We start from the raw sequence: 16,737 nt of genomic DNA, 5'->3' as shown, positions 1-16,737 counted from the left end.
CAACGCAGAAAACTAACTACTGCGACGAAACGTCGAGGGCCTCGGCGAGCGTAAAGGCTTTGGCGTAGAGAGCTTTACCGATGATGGCACCCTCGAGCCCCTGAGGCACGAGTTCACGCAACTCGATGAGGTCATCAAGACTCGACACCCCACCGGACGCGATGACGGGACGGTGGGTCCGCTCCATCACCTGGCGAAGCAGCTCGACGTTTGGACCTTGCAACGTGCCGTCTTTAGTCACATCAGTGACCACGTAGCGGCAGCAGCCAGCAGCTTCAAGGCGCTCGAGGACCGTCCACAGGTCGCCGCCCTCTTGAGTCCAGCCACGTGCAGCCAGAGTAGTACCGCGCACGTCGAGACCAACAGCGATCGCCTCGCCGTATTCAGCGATGACGTGCGCCGCCCACTCGGGGTTCTCGAGTGCGGCCGTGCCGAGGTTGATGCGCTTGGCGCCGGTTGCGAGAGCAGCCTTCAACGACTCGTCGTCGCGGATGCCGCCAGAAAGTTCGATGTTGACGCGCTTAGGCGTCGACTTGATGACCTTCTTGATCATCGCTTGGTTGTTGCCACGGCCGAAGGCCGCATCGAGGTCAACCAGATGAATCCACTCAGCGCCCTGATCAACCCAGTCATGGGCTGCAGCGCACGGGTCACCGTAGCTCTTCTCGGTTCCCGCTTCACCTTGAGTGAGGCGGACTGCCTTGCCGTCAGCAACATCAACAGCTGGCAATAGCGTGAGGCTGGGGGTTTTGTTAAATTCGCTCATAGATTTACTCTCTGAAGACCTGATCGCGGAACGCCGCGCACAAGCATCCGATACTAGCCGACCTCGCAGAGTCGCAAAATCACAGCGACGTCAACCAGTTACGGAGAAGCTGAATTCCTGCCTCGCCAGACTTTTCTGGATGAAACTGGGTGGCCGTTAGCGGCCCATTCTCAACAGCGGCGAGAAAGCGCCCACCGTGTTCGGACCACGAGAGTTTCGGCTGCGGAAACGGGGGCTGAACGTCAAGAGTCCACTGTTGGGCGGCGTAAGAATGAACAAAATAGAAACGCTCACTGCGGATCGAATCGAAAAGCGTGGTGTCTTCTGGAGTTTCGACAGTGTTCCACCCCATGTGCGGAAGAACCGGCGCGGGTAACTTTTCTACAACACCCGGCCACTCATCGAGCCCAGCCGTCTCAATACCGTGCTCGTCTCCCGACGAAAACAACACTTGCATCCCTACACAGATACCCAACACAGGACGGCTGCCTGTGAGCCTTTTCTCGATGATCGCGCCACCGCGCACGGACTCGAGCGCGGAGATGACAGCAGCGAAGGCACCCACACCAGGCACGAGAAGGCCGTCAGCAGCCTCTGCTACCGAACGATCAGCGCTCAACCGAACATTCGCGCCAGCCGCCTCAAGCGCTTTGGCCGCCGAGTGAATGTTGCCAGAACCGTAATCAAGAATGACGACCGAAGGCGCAACCACTAGAGCGCGCCTTTAGTCGAAGGAATTCCGGTGACACGAGCATCGGGCTCAACCGCGCCGCGCATCGCCCGGGCGAACGCTTTGAACTCCGCTTCGGCGATGTGATGCGGATCCCTTCCGCCCAAAACAGTGACGTGAACGGTAATGCCCGCGTTGAAGCTGATGGCCTCAAAGACGTGACGGACCATAGAGCCAGTAAAGTGTCCGCCGATGAGGTGCATCTCGAAACCGGCCGGCTCCCCAGAGTGAACAAGGTACGGGCGGCCAGAAACATCAACGACAGCGCGGACGAGTGCTTCGTCGAGCGGTACCAATGCATCGCCGTAGCGCGAGATGCCGGCTTTGTCGCCAAGCGCTTCCTTGATAGCGAGACCCAACGCAATGCCAATGTCCTCTACCGTGTGGTGGACGTCGATGTGCGTGTCACCGCTAGCCTTCACAGTGAGATCGATCAACGAGTGCTTCGAAAAAGCCGTCAGCATGTGGTCATAGAACGGAACGCTCGTCTCAATGGATGAGGTGCCGGTGCCGTCGAGGTTGATCGAGAGTTCGATGCTCGACTCGCTGGTCTCGCGCGTGATCGTCGCGGTGCGCTGTGAAGTCATTACTCAACTCTACCGAGCGCTTGGAGGTCGGCCATCGCATCCAAGAACGCCGTGGTCTCGGACTCTGTGCCCGCAGTCACCCGCAAGTGGTGAGGAATACCAACATCGCGAATCAAGATGTCTTGAATCAGCAGCTTGTGAAAGAGCGTTTGAGGGTCTGCAACGTTGCCGAACAGCACAAAGTTTGACTCGCTGGCCACCGGAGTGAACCCCAACGCTGCTAGACCTGCACTCATGCGATCACGCTGGGTCTTGATCTCGTCGACCATGGCGAGCATCTCGGGAGCGTGCGCAAGCGCGGCAATTGCCGCCGCTTGGGTAAGCGCTGAGAGGTGGTACGGCAGCCGAACAAGCCGTAGCGCATCAGCGATGGCAGGGTCGGCGGCTAAATACCCCACGCGGGCGCCCGCAAAAGCGAATGCCTTGCTCATTGTTCGCGAAACGATGAGTCGAGGTCGACCAGCGAGCAAGGTGAGAGCTGATTCGCGGTCCGAGAATTCTGCATACGCTTCGTCGACGAGAACGATCCCCTCCGTAGCGTCATAGGCCGCAGCAACTGTCTCGTTGCTGACCGGCGTTCCCGTGGGGTTATTCGGCGAACAGAGGAACACCACGTCAGGGTTGTGTTCAGCGATTGCCGAGACAACGGTCTCGGCGGTGAGATCGTACCCAGCATCGCGAGCGGCAGTCACCCATTCTGTGCCGGTTCCTGAAGCGATGATCGAGTGCATCGAGTAAGTCGGTGGGAAACCTAAGACGCGACGCCCCGGCCCTCCGAATGCTTGCAACGTCTGCTGAAGAACTTCGTTGGAGCCATTGGCAGCCCACATATTCTCGGCGGTAAGCCCATGGCCGAGATACGCCGCGAGGGCCTCACGCAGCTCGGTGAATTCGCGATCCGGGTAGCGATTGGCGGTCATCACCGCTTTCGCCAATGCCATCACGATGTCGGTAGCAACAGCCTCCGGAATGGGATGCGTGTTTTCATTGACGTTAAGTTGAATGCTTACCGGGTCTGTCGGGGCACCATAGGGCTTGAGCCCTCGAAGGTCATCACGGATGGGGAGATCTGAAAGCGAAGTCACTCCGCAATGCTAGATCACGTGAAGTTAGCGGGAGAAACTGGCGGGAATCGCAAGCTCTTGGCCGGCGAACACGTCAGCCGAGGGCAATTGGTTCAACTCAATAAGCTGAGCGACAACTTCACGCGGATCATGGCCAGGGGCGTGCGTCTCAGCGATGTTCCAGAGCGACTGGCCCGCATTGACGTCAACGTAAACGAACGCACTCTCATTGGACTCGGACGTTGCCGCCGCGTCGCCGCTGTTCAGCGAAAACAACAGAGCGGCAATAACCAATGGCAGCGCGGCGAGCGTCATGAGAACGACACGACCGCGCGTAGTGAGGCGAAGACGCGGTGCAGACTGCCGAGCACGGGCTACCGCGTTGGGTGCAATCGCTGCAGTTGTCATCATTCTCTCCTCTAAGGGTTCTCGCACCCGACTCTCGGCCGGGAGAGCCGGGTGCGAAGCTGTGTTCCGAACATACATTCGAATTGTTCTAATTTCAAGTAAATCTTCGAACAAGCCACCGACATTGCTCGACGACACTCGAACAAATGTTTGTTTTTGGCTTCTTGTGCGGATACAGTTTCGAATGAGCCACCGACATTGGAATCGTTCGTGGCAGAAATCGAGGGATCGTGACTGACTCAATAGCTCCGAACGGTGATGCCACAGAGCGTGGAACGCGGCGGCGCACCAGCCTGAGCGCTAAGCAGCTAGCAATCCTCGAAATGATCCAACGGGCTGTTGCCACTCAGGGATATCCGCCGAGCATGCGCGAAATTGGGGATGCCGTCGGGTTGTCTTCGTTGTCGAGCGTCACGCATCAGCTGAACCAGCTTGAGTTGAGCGGCTACGTTCGTCGTGACCCCAACCGACCTCGCGCGATCGAGGTGCTCATCGATGTACCGAGCGCCACCGATGAGTCGAGCACAATGAGCCCGTCAATGGGAGATGCCGCGATGGTTCCTCTAGTCGGCCGCATTGCCGCCGGTATTCCCATTACCGCTGAGCAGCACATTGAAGAAGTGTTCCCTCTTCCCCGCCAGCTTGTCGGCAAAGGAGAACTCTTCATGCTCAAAGTTGTTGGCGATTCCATGATTGACGCCGCGATCTGCGACGGCGACTGGGTGGTCGTGCGACAGCAACCAACCGCCGAGAATGGCGACATTGTTGCCGCGATGCTCGACGAAGAAGCGACAGTCAAAGTGTTCCGTCAGCGAGACGGCCACACGTGGCTACTCCCCCGCAACTCCAACTTCGAGCCAATCCTTGGCGACTACGCCACAGTGCTAGGCAAAGTCGTCACCGTGCTGCGCGCTCTCTAAAGCACTACCCGCCTCTAAAGCACTACCCGCACGGCGGCGAACGATTCGTCGGTCCGGAGGCTCGCGAGATAGCCTCCTGCCCACGTTTAACGCGAAGCAGGAAGCTATCTCGCCGAAAGTTAAGCTTTCGTGACGAATTCTTCAACTTCGGGCAAGCGAGCTGGATGCACCAGTGCAGTGACAAGAGTGCCGTCTTCGCGATAGTCAGTCGAAAGCACTCGCCCCTGAACGTGCAGACGCGAAATGATCTCGCCACGGTCGTAGGGCACAAGCAGAGTGACCTCGACTTCTGGCGCCGGCAAGAGTTCGGCAATTCGCGCATTAAGCTCGTCAATCCCCTCACCCGAGCGCGCTGAAACGAAGATGCCGGTCGGCTCAAGGCCACGAATCAAGACACGCTGGTCATCATCCGCAAGATCACTCTTGTTGAACACAACGATCTCCGGGATATCACGGGCACCAAGTTCGCCGATCACATCGCGCACGGTTGCCAGTTGAGCTCCAGGATCCGGATGCGAAGCATCCACAACGTGCACGATGACATCGGACTGGCCGATCTCCTCGAGCGTCGAGCGGAATGCCTCAACTAACTGATGCGGCAGGTTGCGCACAAACCCGACAGTATCGCTGAGGGTGAACAGCCGGCCGTCGGCCGTCGCCGAACGCCGCACAGTGGCATCGAGAGTCGCAAACAGGGCGTTTTCAACCAGCACCCCCGCACGCGTCAGGCGGTTGAGCAGACTCGACTTACCGGCGTTTGTATAACCAGCGATGGCAACGCTAGGTACTTCAAAGCGATCACGGTTCGCGCGCTTCGCCTCGCGCGCTGGGGCAAAACCCTTGATCTGCTTGCGCAGCCGCGCCATCCGAGTGTGGATGCGACGACGATCAAGCTCAATCTTGGTCTCACCGGGGCCACGGCTACCCATACCGGCTCCAGCACCACCAACCTGGCCACCAGCTTGCCGCGACATCGACTCGCCCCAACCGCGCAATCGTGGGAGCAAGTATTCCATCTGGGCGAGCTCAACTTGAGCTTTACCCTCACGGCTTGTTGCGTGCTGGCTAAAGATGTCGAGAATCACCGCGGTGCGGTCGATCACCTTTACCCCGACAACGTCTTCGAGCGCGCGACGTTGGCTTGGCGCAAGCTCAGTATCAGCAATCACAGTGTCAGCGCCCGTGGCCGCAACGACATCGCGCAATTCGATCGCCTTGCCCTTGCCGAAGTATGTACTCGGATCGGGGTGTGAGCGGCTCTGTAAGAGCCCGTCAAGTACGACTGCTCCCGCGGTCTCAGCCAGTGCGGAAAGCTCGCGCAGAGAGTTCTCCGCCTCGCGTAGCGTGCCTTGGCCATAAATTCCGATTAGGACGACGTTTTCAATTCGAAGCTGTCGATACTCGACCTCGGTGACGTCATCGAGCTCGGTCGATAGCCCCTGAACTCTTTTGAGAGCGCGCCGATCGTCTCGCTCAAATTGGTCACCATCTCGGTCTGACTCGTAGTGTGCATCCGACTGGAGCGCTTGCGCACCGGAATTGCCCGAGCTAAAGCGCGTAACCGCGACATGGTCGGAGCTCTCGCTAGCGAGCACGCGGTCGACGGAACGCTCGGCGTCGTCGCCATTGTTGGCCTCGATACTGGTTTCTGTCGTGTTTCGCGTCATTGGGTTAACCCTACTTCTCTAGTTTTCGGTAAGTTCTGTTCATGGCTAACGAGCATTACTTCTCGTCAACACCCGAGAGTGATCTCAAATTGCGGACGATTCACGCGACCATTGCTGGTATCGAGCGCGAACTTGTCACGTCAAATGGGATCTTCAGCCCCGCGCACATCGACGTGGGAACCCAAGTTCTTTTGTCGAACGTGCCAGCGCCTCCTCCGGGAGGAAACCTGCTTGATCTCGGGTGCGGTTGGGGTCCGATGGCGCTCACCCTTGCCCTCGAGTCACCTCATGCAACGGTGTGGGCGGTGGACGTCAACGAGCGCGCACTGGATCTGGTACGCGCAAACGCCAAGAAATTGTCCATACCCAACATTAACGCGGTTCTGCCTCAGGATGTTCCCGAAGACATAACGTTTATGACTATTTGGTCGAATCCGCCCATCCGTGTCGGCAAAGAAGCACTTCACAACATTCTCGAAACGTGGCTACCGCGGCTCGAAATGGATGCCGACGCGTGGCTAGTGATTCAACGCAATTTGGGTTCGGACTCGCTGCACCGCTGGATGGAATCGACATTTCCTGAAGATTTCGCCTTCAGCCGCGCTGCAACCCACAAGGGGTTCCGCTTGCTTCGGGCTCACCGCCGCACTCTCGCGGCGACATAGACCAGCGTTACGCGAGCTCGAGGCTGCCGGTGTAGACGAGCTCTGCAGGCCCGCTGAGCGAGACGTGTTCGCCGTCTTCAGTGGGGAACATGCGCACGACCACAGTGCCACCGGGCACGGTTACACGCCATTGGTGGGGAGCGCTCGGCCCGGCATAGTGCCGAATCGCCAACGCTGCGGCGACAGCACCGGTGCCACAAGACTGCGTCTCGCCACTTCCACGTTCGTGCACCCGCATGCGCAGCGAACCGACGCCATCTTTCACCATTGGCTCGGCCGGCACCACAAATTCGACGTTCGCACCGTTTTCTGGAGGCGGGTCAATGACGGGAATGTAAGTGAGGTCGACTTGGTCAAGCTCGGCCTCTTCAGCCAATGCAACAACAACGTGAGGGTTGCCAACGTTAATGCCGAGGCCCGGACGGGCGACGTCGAGCTCTTTAGCGCGAACTAGGGGCTCACCGCCATCGAGCGACCACCGCCCCATATCTGCTTGATAGCCAGCCATGTTCCGTTGCACGTCTCGCACACCGCTGCGCGTGCCGATGGGCAGCGTGTCACCTGGCTCGAAATCTACGAGACCGTTTTCGGCGAGATAGTGCGCAAATACACGGATGCCGTTGCCACACATCTCGGCAATACTTCCGTCGGCATTGCGGTAATCCATGTACCACTCTGCATCAGCGTCTTCGGCCAATGCCGCTGCACCAGCGTCGAGGTTGCGTGAACGAACTGCACGAATGATTCCGTCTGCGCCGACCCCGAATCGACGATCGCAGATCGCAGCTACCTGTTTCGGGGTGAGGTCAAGTTCGCCGTCGGGATCGGAGAACAGCACGAAGTCGTTGCCAGTTCCCTGACCTTTTGTGAAGTTAAGCGTCGCCATGTGTTCCATTCTCTCCCATCACGATCGCCAAGGCACGCGCTGCGCGCGCCGGGTCGTCGTACTCAAGCCAATGACAGTGGTCATAGCGTCTAAACCAACCGACTTGCCGGCGCGCGTAGCGCCGGGTGAGCGCCGCGGTCTGTTCTATGGCGTCAGCTTCGGCGAGGTTGCCGTCGAGTTGTTCGATCGCTTGGGCGTATCCAATCGCCCGCGCCGCAGTGACGCCGAATCCGTGCGGGCGAAGCCCACGCACTTCGTCGACTAGCCCGGAGTCCCACATGTGCTGAACGCGCTTGTTGAGCCGCGGAACCAACTCGTCGCGCGGGGCCGCGACTCCAAAGATGTGAGCTGGCGTCCATAACTTTTTCTCTTCGGGAAGCCCAGCGCCGAATGGCTCCCCCGTGATTTCGATCACCTCAAGGGCACGAACAATTCTGCGCCCATTGCGGGCGCCGATCGACTGAGCGGCCTCAGGATCCAGCTCTTTGAGACGTTGAAAAAGGATGCCGATGCCCAGAGCGTCAAGCTCTGACTCAAGTTGGGCTCGCACCGCCGGATCGCGTGCAGGGAACTGAAAGTCGTGGATGACGCTGGAGACATAGAGCCCCGAACCTCCGACCAAGATGGGCACATGCCCCGCAGCCTGCACTTGCCTGATGATGCGGCGAGCGTCCTCTTGGTATTGGGCAACGCTAGCCTCGTCTGTGGGCTCGAGCACATCGAGCAGGTGATGCGGAACTCCACGACGGTCCTTGAGCGGCAGCTTCGCGGTGCCGATATCCATACCGCGGTAGAGCTGCATAGCGTCAGCGTTGATGATCTCTGCCGAGGCGCCTCGTTGAGCAAGGGCCTCCGCGAGGCCGAGTGACAGTTCGGACTTACCTGTGCCGGTCGCACCGACAACCACTATAAGGTCGGAAAAACTCGTTCGCTCCACGACGGTCACCGAGGGTCCCTTGAGATACTGCGACCAAGCGGGGTATGCAGAGGACGCTGATGCCGCTGACGATTCAGCGCGGGCTTCCGGTTAGCGGAGAGAGTCTGAGGGGTCATAGATGGGCGTCGTAGAAACGCGGATCGTCGGGAGTCCAAGCGAAACGCGCGGGCCGGTGGCGCTCGCGTCTGCACTGGTTGGTACGCCGCAGGATTCAGCTTCAGCACGATCCCACGCATCTCCCGCACGAGTGCGACGGATATCGAGCACATCACCGGTAGCAGTGTCGGCCACGAGGTGGAACGCTGCCGCTTCAGTGATTGTGAGCGTGACGACGTCTCCGGGGCGCGGGGTTTCGCTTCCCTCGGGAACATTGAAGTGCACGAGTCGTGAATCTTCGGCTCGGCCGGAAAGTCGCGCAGTTTCTGCTTGCTTACGACCTTCTGTGGCGGTCACCATTACTTGCACGGTGCGCCCAATTTGCTTGTCGTTCTCTTCTCGCGAGAGCCGGTCTTGGAGCGCAGCGAGTCGTTCATATCGTTCTTGAACAACTTCTTTGGGAATCTGTTCTTCCATGGTCGCCGCCGGTGTTCCGGGCCGAATCGAGTACTGGAAGGTGTAGGCGGAGGCGAAGCGTGACTCTTCAACGACGCGCATGGTTTCTTGGAAGTCTTCTTCGGTCTCTCCCGGAAATCCCACGATGATGTCGGTGGTGATTGCCGCGTGAGGCATTTGTGCGCGAACTCGCTCAAGAATGCCCAAGAACTTGGTGGAGCGGTAGCTTCGACGCATTGCCTTGAGGATGCTGTCTGATCCTGATTGCAGCGGCATGTGAAGTTGCGGCATCACGTTGGGGGTCTCGGCCATTGCATCGATGACGTCGTCAGTGAATGCTGCCGGATGCGGGCTAGTGAAGCGCACGCGTTCGAGGCCCTCGATGGCCCCCACTGCACGAAGGAGTTTGCTGAAAGCTTGACGGTCACCGAACTCAACCCCATAGGAGTTGACGTTCTGACCGAGCAGTGTGACTTCGATGGCTCCGTCGTCGACGATGGCCTGCACTTCAGCGAGGATGTCGCCGGGGCGCCGGTCTTTCTCTTTGCCGCGAAGCGCGGGAACGATGCAGAAGGTGCAGGTGTTGTTGCAGCCGACCGAGATTGACACCCACGCGCTGTGGGTTGATTCTCGTCTTGTTGGCAGGGTCGACGGGAAGACCTCGAGCGATTCGAGAATCTCGAGTTGTGCTTCTTCATTGTGCCGAGCTCGTTCGAGCAGTGCCGGCAGCGAACCCATGTTGTGGGTTCCGAAAACCACGTCTACCCAGGGGGCCTTCTCAAGGATGACGTTCTTGTCTTTTTGCGCGAGACATCCTCCGACGGCGATTTGCATGCCTTCGTGTTCTTTTTTGACGCTGGCGAGCATGCCGAGGTTGCCATAGAGCTTGTTGTCGGCGTTCTCTCGAACCGCGCAGGTGTTGATGACTACTACGTCTGCTTGCTTGTCTGTCGCGCGAATATAGCCGGCGGCTTCGAGGGACCCGCTGAGTCGTTCGGAGTCGTGCACATTCATCTGGCACCCGTAGGTGCGCACCTCGTAGCTGCGCGGGTTCGCCAGTTTTTCGTCAATCATGTCTTCCACCTTAAGCCTCTGAGGGGGCTTAGCTTTACGTCGTTCTAGCGAAAGACAGGACCACCGGTGGAATTGCCGGATCCGGGCGCCAGAGCAGCGGCCACCGCGGCGGATACGACGGAGCCCGAGTAGCCCTTGCGCATGAGAAAGCCGGTGAGGCGTCGTTTTGCTGTGACGCCGTCGAGCGAGCGGAGTTGAGGAGCGCGCTTGAGCGCGATCTCTGTCGCTCGCTCTTGCTCTTCATCACGATCGTCGTCGAGCACCGCAGAAATGTGTTCTTGATCGATCTTGCGCCGGCGCAATTCGGCGCGGATAGCTGAGGCGCCGAGCTTTTTACGCTCACGCAGGGTTCGTGTGAGCGTCTCCGCCAGCGCCGCATCGTCGAGAAGGCCACACCCTTCCAGCCGTTCGATTTCGCCATCGATGTCTTCTGATTCGAATTCTCGAGTGCCTAAGAATTGAGTCATTTCGTCTGATGACATGCCTCGACGAGCGAGAGCCCGCATGCTGACGCGACTAATTTCTGAGAAGCCGTCACGCGCCTGGCGTCGCTCTGCCTTGGATTGACTAGGCGCCGCTTCTGCCTCCGGTTCAGCGCGCGCGGCTTTCGTTTGCGCAGGCTTCGTTTGCGCAGATTTTGTTTGCGCTACCTCCGAATTGTGCGACCCATCGTCGTCGTGTGATGAGGTGAAATCTGCCATTGTCGGCAATGCTCGAACTGACGCAAGAGCAACTACCGGCGAAATGGTGCCGGCGGCAGCGTCTGCCCCGGACCCGGCGTTCAGATCTTCTGCCGGTCTGGGGTCGGCTGTCATCGGAGCGTTTGCTTTCGCCCACCCGTCGTTTTCTTCTGCTTCGGGGTGGGATGCGAAAGTTGGTGAAACCTCCGACGACGAACCTGTCTCGGTCGCGGCGGCACTTTTGTTACCGCTGCGGTTACCAAATAAATTGATAACGGGGGCGATGTATTCGTCGTCGGAGGATGTCATCGTTGAACCTACTGGCCTACTGCTTTTTTGAGTGGTGCTGCTGCTTTATCAGCGACCGGCAGCACTGGCCCGTCTGCCTTCGCGCTAGCCTTTGCTACTTTTGCGGCCTTCTCTGCCTTGGCTTCGGCATCTGCGACGGCCTTAGCTTCGCTCGCATTTGCAGCCTTAGCTTCTGCACCCACACCGAGCTTGCGCATAATTTTTTGCTCAATCTCAAGCGCGATGGCGGGATTTTGGAGCAGGAACGCACGAGACTTTTCTTTACCCTGGCCGAGTTGGTCGCCATCGTAGGTGTACCACGCGCCCGACTTGCGGACGATCTCGTGATCCACCCCGAAATCGATGAGGCTACCTTCGCGAGAGATTCCAATGCCATAGAGAATGTCGAACTCAGCCTGCTTGAACGGCGGGGCCATTTTGTTCTTGACAACTTTAACTCGCGTGCGGTTACCCACAGCGTCCGTTCCATCTTTCAACGTTTCGATACGACGAATGTCGAGTCGAACGGAGGCATAGAACTTGAGCGCCTTACCACCAGCAGTAGTTTCTGGGCTGCCGAAGAAGACACCGATCTTTTCGCGCAACTGGTTGATGAAGATCATGGTGGTGTTGGTCTGGCTGAGGCCACCGGTGAGCTTACGCAGCGCTTGAGACATGAGTCGAGCCTGAAGACCAACGTGCGTGTCCCCCATCTCACCTTCGATTTCTGCACGCGGAACAAGTGCCGCGACCGAGTCAATAACGATGAGGTCGATGGATCCGCTTCGAACCAACATGTCGGCGATTTCTAGCGCCTGCTCACCCGTATCGGGTTGAGAAACGAGCAAAGCGTCGATGTCGACGCCCAACTTGGCCGCATATTCGGGGTCGAGTGCGTGCTCAGCATCGATGAACGCGGCGATGCCACCGTTGCGCTGAGCGTTGGCGATGGCATGCAAGGTGAGAGTGGTCTTACCTGAGGACTCGGGACCGTAAATCTCGACGATTCGACCGCGGGGAAGCCCGCCTATGCCGAGTGCGACATCCAGCGCAATCGACCCGGTGGGGATGACCTCGACCGGAGCGCGCTCATCGCTGCCTAGGCGCATAACTGAGCCTTTGCCGAACTGACGGTCGATCTGTGCGAGCGCTGTCTCGAGGGACTTCTCGCGGTCTGCTGCTGATGGCATTATATTTTCTCCATTGGTCGTAGGTTGCGGCCCATAGGCTGTCGCGAATTGTGCGGGCCGATAGTGCAAGGCCCGCAACCTCCCGACAAAGGCTGTGTTGCTAAATGCCACGTTACGTGTCGGCTCTGACATTCCAGAAAACTCACGTGACAGCGGCGCCCAATAGTTGTATTCGATTGGGTGTTAGGGAGAAGACTAACAATATCGAATACATGTTCGAACACGCCACGCGGGGCAGGGCTATTGCTTTTTGGGCTCGCGTTGCCCGACGCCGTACCGACGGTCAGCGGGAACATCCATCGCATCGCACAGCGCGGCCCACACTTGGCGGGCAGGAACGCCGCGAGAAAGCGCCTGGGCCGCAGTAACGCCGCCAACAGAGCCCAGAACTTGGTCGTTGACGAGAACGCGGCCATATGGTTCACCGAACTCATCGGCAACCGCTGTCCAAAACTCGCTCAATCGCATTCGACCACCCTACGTTCGCTTTACATTACTCACGAACACTCGCCTTAACCCACGAATGCCCCACTCAACGAAAGAGCGGGGCATCCGGTGTGGAATATTTAGCGCGAAACCAAATTCGAATCGAACTCGGCAACGAGCTCATCGGGCAACGTATCGGGGATCGACGTTGCGCCTTCAATAACGGCGAGGCGATCGCCAACCTCACGCATGATTACGGAGATCGGGGTATCGAGCGCTTCGGCTACCGAAGCGAGAATTTCGGAGCTGGCCTCTTTTTGACCACGCTCAACCTCACTGAGGTATCCGAGGGCAACGCTTGCTTTGCTTGCGACCTGACGAAGGGTGCGTCCCTTTTGCAGGCGTACGTCGCGGAGAACGTCACCGATTTCTTGACGAACGAGAACCATTGGACCCTCCCTTATGTTCAGTGATAGAAAAGCTTACCGTGGTGAAACTGTAGTCAATTCCATCTGTATATGTGTTGTGAGTACATAGTGTGTAATCAAAAAGAGTTCTTAGATATTCCCACTACGGGGCAGGAACTTCTTCCGCATCGACGGGTTCGCTTTCCATTTGCTGCTGGCGACGCTTGAGAAACAGTCCAAGGACGAGGAAGCCGATGAGTGATAGATACGCGATAGCCGCGAACGGACTCGTCACAAGCGCACTGAGATCGCCTTGGCTGATCGCGAGTGCTTTGCGCAGTTGTGTCTCGGCCATTGGTCCAAGAATTCCGCCAATCACCATCGGTGCCACCGGATATCCGAAACGTCGCATGAGGAATCCGGCAAGACCAACGATCAGTAAAATCAACACATCGAGATAGTTGAGTTCATCGAGAATGCACCAAGCGCAGCAAACAACAGGATGCCGGCGTAGAGATACGGGCGTGGCACTTGAAGTACCTTCACCCAGATACCGACGAGCGGCAGGTTGAGCACGAGCAACATGATGTTGCCAATGTAGAGACTCGCAATCAACGCCCAGACGAGAGCACTCTGGTTTTGGAACAACAGTGGCCCAGGCTGGATTCCATACGATTGGAATGCCGACAGAATGATCGCGGCCGTGGCCGTTGTGGGAAGTCCCAGAGTTAGCAGGGGAACGAGTACTCCAGCGGCTGCAGCATTGTTTGCCGCTTCCGGACCAGCAACTCCTTCGATCGCTCCCTTGCCAAAGACATTCTTTCTGCCCTTCTTGGCTAGCCGCTTCTCGGCAGCGTACGAAAGGAAAGTTGCGACATCCGCTCCCCCAGCAGGAATAGTTCCGATCGGGAAGCCAATCGCAGTTCCGCGCAACCACGGACGCCACGACAGCGCCCAATCTTCTTTACTCATCCAGTTGCGCCAGCCCTTGGTGACTGGAATGAGGCTGACAGGACCTGACTTGAGACGGGACGCGACATACAGCGACTCGCCAACCGCGAAGAGACCGACGGCGATGAGCACCACGTCGATACCATCCGCCAAGACAGGAACACCGCCCGTGAAGCGCTGCTGACCGGTGAGCACCTCCGTGCCAACAAGACCGAGAAAGAGCCCGAGACCGAGAGACAGCATTCCGCGCGAAACCGACTTTCCCATCAGCGCGCCAACCGTCGTAAACGCAACGATCATGAGCGCGAAGTAATCGGGCGGTCCCAACGTGACAGCCCAGCGAGCCAGAATCGGTGCCACTAAGGTAAGCCCCACCGTGGCGACGCTGGCCGCGACAAAGGATCCGATTGCGGCTGTCGCAAGCGCTGCCGCACCACGCCCCATCTTCGCCATCTTGTTACCCTCAAGCGCGGTCACAATGGATGCCGATTCTCCAGGAGTGTTCAAAAGAATCGAGGTTGTCGAACCTCCGTACATACCCCCGTAGTAGATCCCCGCAAACACGATCAGGGCTGCTGTCGGATTCAACGTGTAGGTAATCGGGAGCAGCAACGCCACCGTCATTGCTGGTCCGATACCCGGCAGAACCCCAACAGCGGTGCCGATAACGACGCCGAAGAATGCATAGAGGAGATATTCCGGCTGAAGGGCGGTCGCGAACCCCGCCATGAGTTGAGCGAAATTATCCATCAGAAGAACGGCATCCAATCGAGTAGTGGTCCCGCAGGAAGCGAGAGGCCGAGCAATCGCCCGAAGAGAAAGTAGATAGTGAAGGCGAGGGCAAGAGCAATGGGGATCGCCCAACGGAGTCGCTGAGCACCAAGGCTCCATGCCGCTCCGGCGAACAACAGTGCTGCAGCAATAGGCCATCCGATGAACTCGATCAAAAAGGCGTGAGCCGTGAAAAATGCGACGAGCTTGGCGACGGTCACCCAGTCGGTTGCAACCGAGCTATCGACATCTTCGCCCTCCTCAGCCTCGCCGAGTCGGCCTCTCCGTACGCCGATAAAGACTGCGATGCCTGCGCACAGCAACAATGCGCCGACGAGGTAAGGAAAGGATCGTGGACCCAGTGTGTTACTCGAGATGGGAATTCGGATGTAATTGGCCGCGATGAGAACGTAGATCCCGATGCCCGCTGCGAGAGCAGCGAAAAGGTACTCGCCGATCGGAATGCGACGGCCAGAAAGTTCTTCAGAAACGGAGCGGGGCTCGCCCGGCGTCGAAACGCCGGACGAGCCTGACTGTGGAGATGTCATGAACTAACCGATGAGCCCTATGTCTTTGAGCACGGCGGTGGTATCGGTGATGTTCTGAGTGACGTAGGCGTCGAACTCATCACCGGCCAGGAATGCGTCGGCCCAGCCCTTAGACTCAAGCGTTTCCTTCCAGCCATCGCTCTCTGAAATCTTCGTCACCAGGTCAATTAGCTGTTGACGCTCGACGTCGGAAATTCCCCCAGGTGCGAGAACACCTCGCCAATTGGTGATTTCGAGGTCATAGCCGGAGTCGATGATTGTCGGTACATCGGGGAGAAGATCGCTCGGCCCCGCGCTCGACACGGCAAGCGCCCTCAGCTCGCCTGCTTTGATCTGCTCAGCAAACTCGCTCACTCCGGAAATTCCGGCAGAGACCTTATTTCCCAGAAGCAAAGTGACAGCTTCGCCACCTCCCGCGTTGGGGATGTAATTGAGCTTTTCGTTGATTTGGCCGGCGTCTTGGCCCGCCTCTTTCAAGAGCTGCGCGGCCAGAATGTGATCGACACCACCGGCGGAACCGCCAGTAATCGAGACGTCTTTACCGTTGGCGATCATGTCATCCACAAGATCGCTGAGCGTCTCGTATGGTGACTCCTTGGGCACCACGATCACTCCGGCTTCCTCAGTCAGGCGCGCAATCGGTGTTGTTTGCTCGAGGCGCACTTCGGAGCTGTTGGTCTCAACCGCACCAACCATCACAAAGCCGGTCAGCATGAGGGTGAATGGATCGCTTTCGTTCGCCAGCGACGCGAGACCAATCGTACCGCCGGCACCACCAATGTTGTTCACTGGTGCGGAGGTAATGATCCCCTCGCTAGTACCGACCTCGGCAAGTGCCCGGCCAGTCTGATCCCAACCACCTCCAGGGTCTGCGGGGACGATGATGTTGACGGATGACAGTTCGGCAGGTTCGCCGCCGGAATCAGGTGTTGACGAACCTGTTGCACAGCCGACGAGGCTGAGCGCCGAGAGACCAGCGATAACGGTCAGTGCTCCGTGCCGCCATGATGAGTGCTGTGAACGTGCGGAAATACGCATTGCTCCTCCTTGAGCTAAACGAATGATGTGTCTGCGACGTGGCCGCAGCACGCCTCACACGCTAGGGAGGGTCGCGCCAGAACGGAACGATGCGGACATAGTGGTTGTTTTGGTCGTTTTGTACACAAAATGGGATCGTCGATTGTCACCAGGGGCCCCATGTTCGGGCACACTAGTCGAGT

The 16,737-nt window shown here is 58.3% G+C and carries 17 protein-coding genes and 1 pseudogene; 2 read left to right on the top strand and 16 right to left on the bottom strand.

Features of this window, described 5'->3' with window-relative positions; all coding sequences use genetic code 11:
• Window positions 1–16 precede the first annotated feature (16 nt).
• The 5 genes from priA to ON14_RS11305 form a co-directional block, all read right to left on the bottom strand.
• Window positions 17–766 (bottom strand): bifunctional 1-(5-phosphoribosyl)-5-((5-phosphoribosylamino)methylideneamino)imidazole-4-carboxamide isomerase/phosphoribosylanthranilate isomerase PriA, encoded by a 750-nt coding sequence (gene priA, locus ON14_RS11325; protein ID WP_010205213.1) that lies wholly within the window; start codon window positions 764–766, stop codon window positions 17–19.
• A gap of 79 nt (window positions 767–845) precedes the next feature.
• On the bottom strand, window positions 846–1,478 hold the full coding sequence (gene hisH, locus ON14_RS11320) for an imidazole glycerol phosphate synthase subunit HisH (RefSeq protein WP_010205212.1): 633 nt from the start codon (window positions 1,476–1,478) through the stop codon (window positions 846–848).
• Window positions 1,478–2,083 (bottom strand): imidazoleglycerol-phosphate dehydratase HisB, encoded by a 606-nt coding sequence (gene hisB, locus ON14_RS11315; RefSeq protein WP_010205211.1) that lies wholly within the window; start codon window positions 2,081–2,083, stop codon window positions 1,478–1,480. The genes hisH and hisB overlap by 1 nt, the downstream gene beginning before the upstream one ends.
• Entirely contained in the window at window positions 2,083–3,168 is a 1,086-nt protein-coding gene (locus ON14_RS11310; RefSeq protein WP_010205210.1) for a histidinol-phosphate transaminase, read from the bottom strand. Before ON14_RS11310 ends, hisB begins: the two co-directional genes overlap by 1 nt.
• 24 nt (window positions 3,169–3,192) lie before the next feature.
• Window positions 3,193–3,555 carry a LysM peptidoglycan-binding domain-containing protein gene (locus ON14_RS11305; RefSeq protein WP_010205209.1) on the bottom strand — a complete coding sequence of 121 codons (363 nt, stop codon included), beginning with the start codon at window positions 3,553–3,555 and terminating at the stop codon, window positions 3,193–3,195.
• Between the two features lie 242 nt (window positions 3,556–3,797).
• Here ON14_RS11305 and lexA point away from each other — a divergent pair, with 242 nt between their 5' ends.
• Complete coding sequence (gene lexA, locus ON14_RS11300; RefSeq protein ID WP_050993061.1) at window positions 3,798–4,475, top strand: transcriptional repressor LexA; 678 nt, start codon at window positions 3,798–3,800, stop codon at window positions 4,473–4,475.
• Between the two features lie 119 nt (window positions 4,476–4,594).
• Here lexA and hflX read toward each other — a convergent pair whose 3' ends face one another.
• Window positions 4,595–6,142 carry a GTPase HflX gene (gene hflX, locus ON14_RS11295; RefSeq protein WP_010205207.1) on the bottom strand — a complete coding sequence of 516 codons (1,548 nt, stop codon included), beginning with the start codon at window positions 6,140–6,142 and terminating at the stop codon, window positions 4,595–4,597.
• A 41-nt stretch (window positions 6,143–6,183) separates the two neighbouring features.
• On the opposite strand from hflX, the gene ON14_RS11290 reads away from it, so the two are divergent.
• On the top strand, window positions 6,184–6,807 hold the full coding sequence (locus tag ON14_RS11290) for a class I SAM-dependent methyltransferase (protein ID WP_010205206.1): 624 nt from the start codon (window positions 6,184–6,186) through the stop codon (window positions 6,805–6,807).
• Between the two features lie 7 nt (window positions 6,808–6,814).
• On the opposite strand, the gene dapF is transcribed toward ON14_RS11290, so the two are convergent.
• The 10 genes and pseudogenes from dapF to ON14_RS11240 all read right to left on the bottom strand — a co-directional run bounded on the left by dapF (window position 6,815) and on the right by ON14_RS11240 (window position 16,555).
• Entirely contained in the window at window positions 6,815–7,693 is an 879-nt protein-coding gene (gene dapF / locus ON14_RS11285; protein ID WP_010205205.1) for a diaminopimelate epimerase, read from the bottom strand.
• On the bottom strand, window positions 7,680–8,639 hold the full coding sequence (gene miaA / locus ON14_RS11280) for a tRNA (adenosine(37)-N6)-dimethylallyltransferase MiaA (protein ID WP_010205204.1): 960 nt from the start codon (window positions 8,637–8,639) through the stop codon (window positions 7,680–7,682). Before miaA ends, dapF begins: the two co-directional genes overlap by 14 nt.
• 81 nt (window positions 8,640–8,720) lie before the next feature.
• A complete protein-coding gene (gene miaB, locus ON14_RS11275) occupies window positions 8,721–10,256 on the bottom strand; it encodes a tRNA (N6-isopentenyl adenosine(37)-C2)-methylthiotransferase MiaB (RefSeq protein ID WP_010205203.1) in 1,536 nt (511 codons plus the stop codon).
• A 44-nt stretch (window positions 10,257–10,300) separates the two neighbouring features.
• A complete protein-coding gene (locus tag ON14_RS11270) occupies window positions 10,301–11,245 on the bottom strand; it encodes a regulatory protein RecX (protein ID WP_010205202.1) in 945 nt (314 codons plus the stop codon).
• Between the two features lie 8 nt (window positions 11,246–11,253).
• Window positions 11,254–12,414: a recombinase RecA gene (recA, locus tag ON14_RS11265; protein ID WP_010205201.1), complete on the bottom strand. Its 1,161-nt coding sequence runs from the start codon at window positions 12,412–12,414 to the stop codon at window positions 11,254–11,256.
• A 240-nt stretch (window positions 12,415–12,654) separates the two neighbouring features.
• On the bottom strand, window positions 12,655–12,882 hold the full coding sequence (locus tag ON14_RS11260; protein WP_010205200.1) for a DUF3046 domain-containing protein: 228 nt from the start codon (window positions 12,880–12,882) through the stop codon (window positions 12,655–12,657).
• A 98-nt stretch (window positions 12,883–12,980) separates the two neighbouring features.
• Window positions 12,981–13,289, bottom strand: coding sequence for a helix-turn-helix domain-containing protein (locus ON14_RS11255; protein ID WP_010205199.1), 309 nt, complete (start codon window positions 13,287–13,289; stop codon window positions 12,981–12,983).
• Between the two features lie 121 nt (window positions 13,290–13,410).
• Window positions 13,411–14,948: pseudogene (locus ON14_RS11250) on the bottom strand (tripartite tricarboxylate transporter permease).
• Window positions 14,948–15,517 (bottom strand): tripartite tricarboxylate transporter TctB family protein, encoded by a 570-nt coding sequence (locus tag ON14_RS11245; protein WP_010205196.1) that lies wholly within the window; start codon window positions 15,515–15,517, stop codon window positions 14,948–14,950. Before ON14_RS11245 ends, ON14_RS11250 begins: the two are co-directional and overlap by 1 nt.
• Window positions 15,518–15,520: 3 nt before the next feature.
• Entirely contained in the window at window positions 15,521–16,555 is a 1,035-nt protein-coding gene (locus ON14_RS11240) for a Bug family tripartite tricarboxylate transporter substrate binding protein (protein ID WP_010205195.1), read from the bottom strand.
• Window positions 16,556–16,737 lie beyond the last annotated feature (182 nt).

The sequence above is a fragment of the Salinibacterium sp. PAMC 21357 genome (assembly GCF_000247645.1).
Classification (GTDB): domain Bacteria; phylum Actinomycetota; class Actinomycetes; order Actinomycetales; family Microbacteriaceae; genus Rhodoglobus.
Note: the sequence above shows the minus strand (reverse complement) of the source record. Positions and strands in the feature narration are given on the sequence as shown.

Excerpts from the sequence above, each read along its gene's own strand:
- miaB (WP_010205203.1), bottom strand. The coding sequence starts at position 10,256 with ATGATTGACGAAAAACTGGCGAACCCGCGCAGCTACGAGGTGCGCACC.
- ON14_RS11255 (WP_010205199.1), bottom strand. The coding sequence starts at position 13,289 with ATGGTTCTCGTTCGTCAAGAAATCGGTGACGTTCTCCGCGACGTACGC.
- ON14_RS11260 (WP_010205200.1), bottom strand. The coding sequence starts at position 12,882 with ATGCGATTGAGCGAGTTTTGGACAGCGGTTGCCGATGAGTTCGGTGAA.
- recA (WP_010205201.1), bottom strand. The coding sequence starts at position 12,414 with ATGCCATCAGCAGCAGACCGCGAGAAGTCCCTCGAGACAGCGCTCGCA.
- priA (WP_010205213.1), bottom strand. The coding sequence starts at position 766 with ATGAGCGAATTTAACAAAACCCCCAGCCTCACGCTATTGCCAGCTGTT.
- hisB (WP_010205211.1), bottom strand. The coding sequence starts at position 2,083 with ATGACTTCACAGCGCACCGCGACGATCACGCGCGAGACCAGCGAGTCG.
- ON14_RS11305 (WP_010205209.1), bottom strand. The coding sequence starts at position 3,555 with ATGACAACTGCAGCGATTGCACCCAACGCGGTAGCCCGTGCTCGGCAG.
- ON14_RS11240 (WP_010205195.1), bottom strand. The coding sequence starts at position 16,555 with ATGCGTATTTCCGCACGTTCACAGCACTCATCATGGCGGCACGGAGCA.
- ON14_RS11290 (WP_010205206.1), top strand. The coding sequence starts at position 6,184 with ATGGCTAACGAGCATTACTTCTCGTCAACACCCGAGAGTGATCTCAAA.
- dapF (WP_010205205.1), bottom strand. The coding sequence starts at position 7,693 with ATGGCGACGCTTAACTTCACAAAAGGTCAGGGAACTGGCAACGACTTC.
- hflX (WP_010205207.1), bottom strand. The coding sequence starts at position 6,142 with ATGACGCGAAACACGACAGAAACCAGTATCGAGGCCAACAATGGCGAC.
- ON14_RS11270 (WP_010205202.1), bottom strand. The coding sequence starts at position 11,245 with ATGACATCCTCCGACGACGAATACATCGCCCCCGTTATCAATTTATTT.
- ON14_RS11245 (WP_010205196.1), bottom strand. The coding sequence starts at position 15,517 with ATGACATCTCCACAGTCAGGCTCGTCCGGCGTTTCGACGCCGGGCGAG.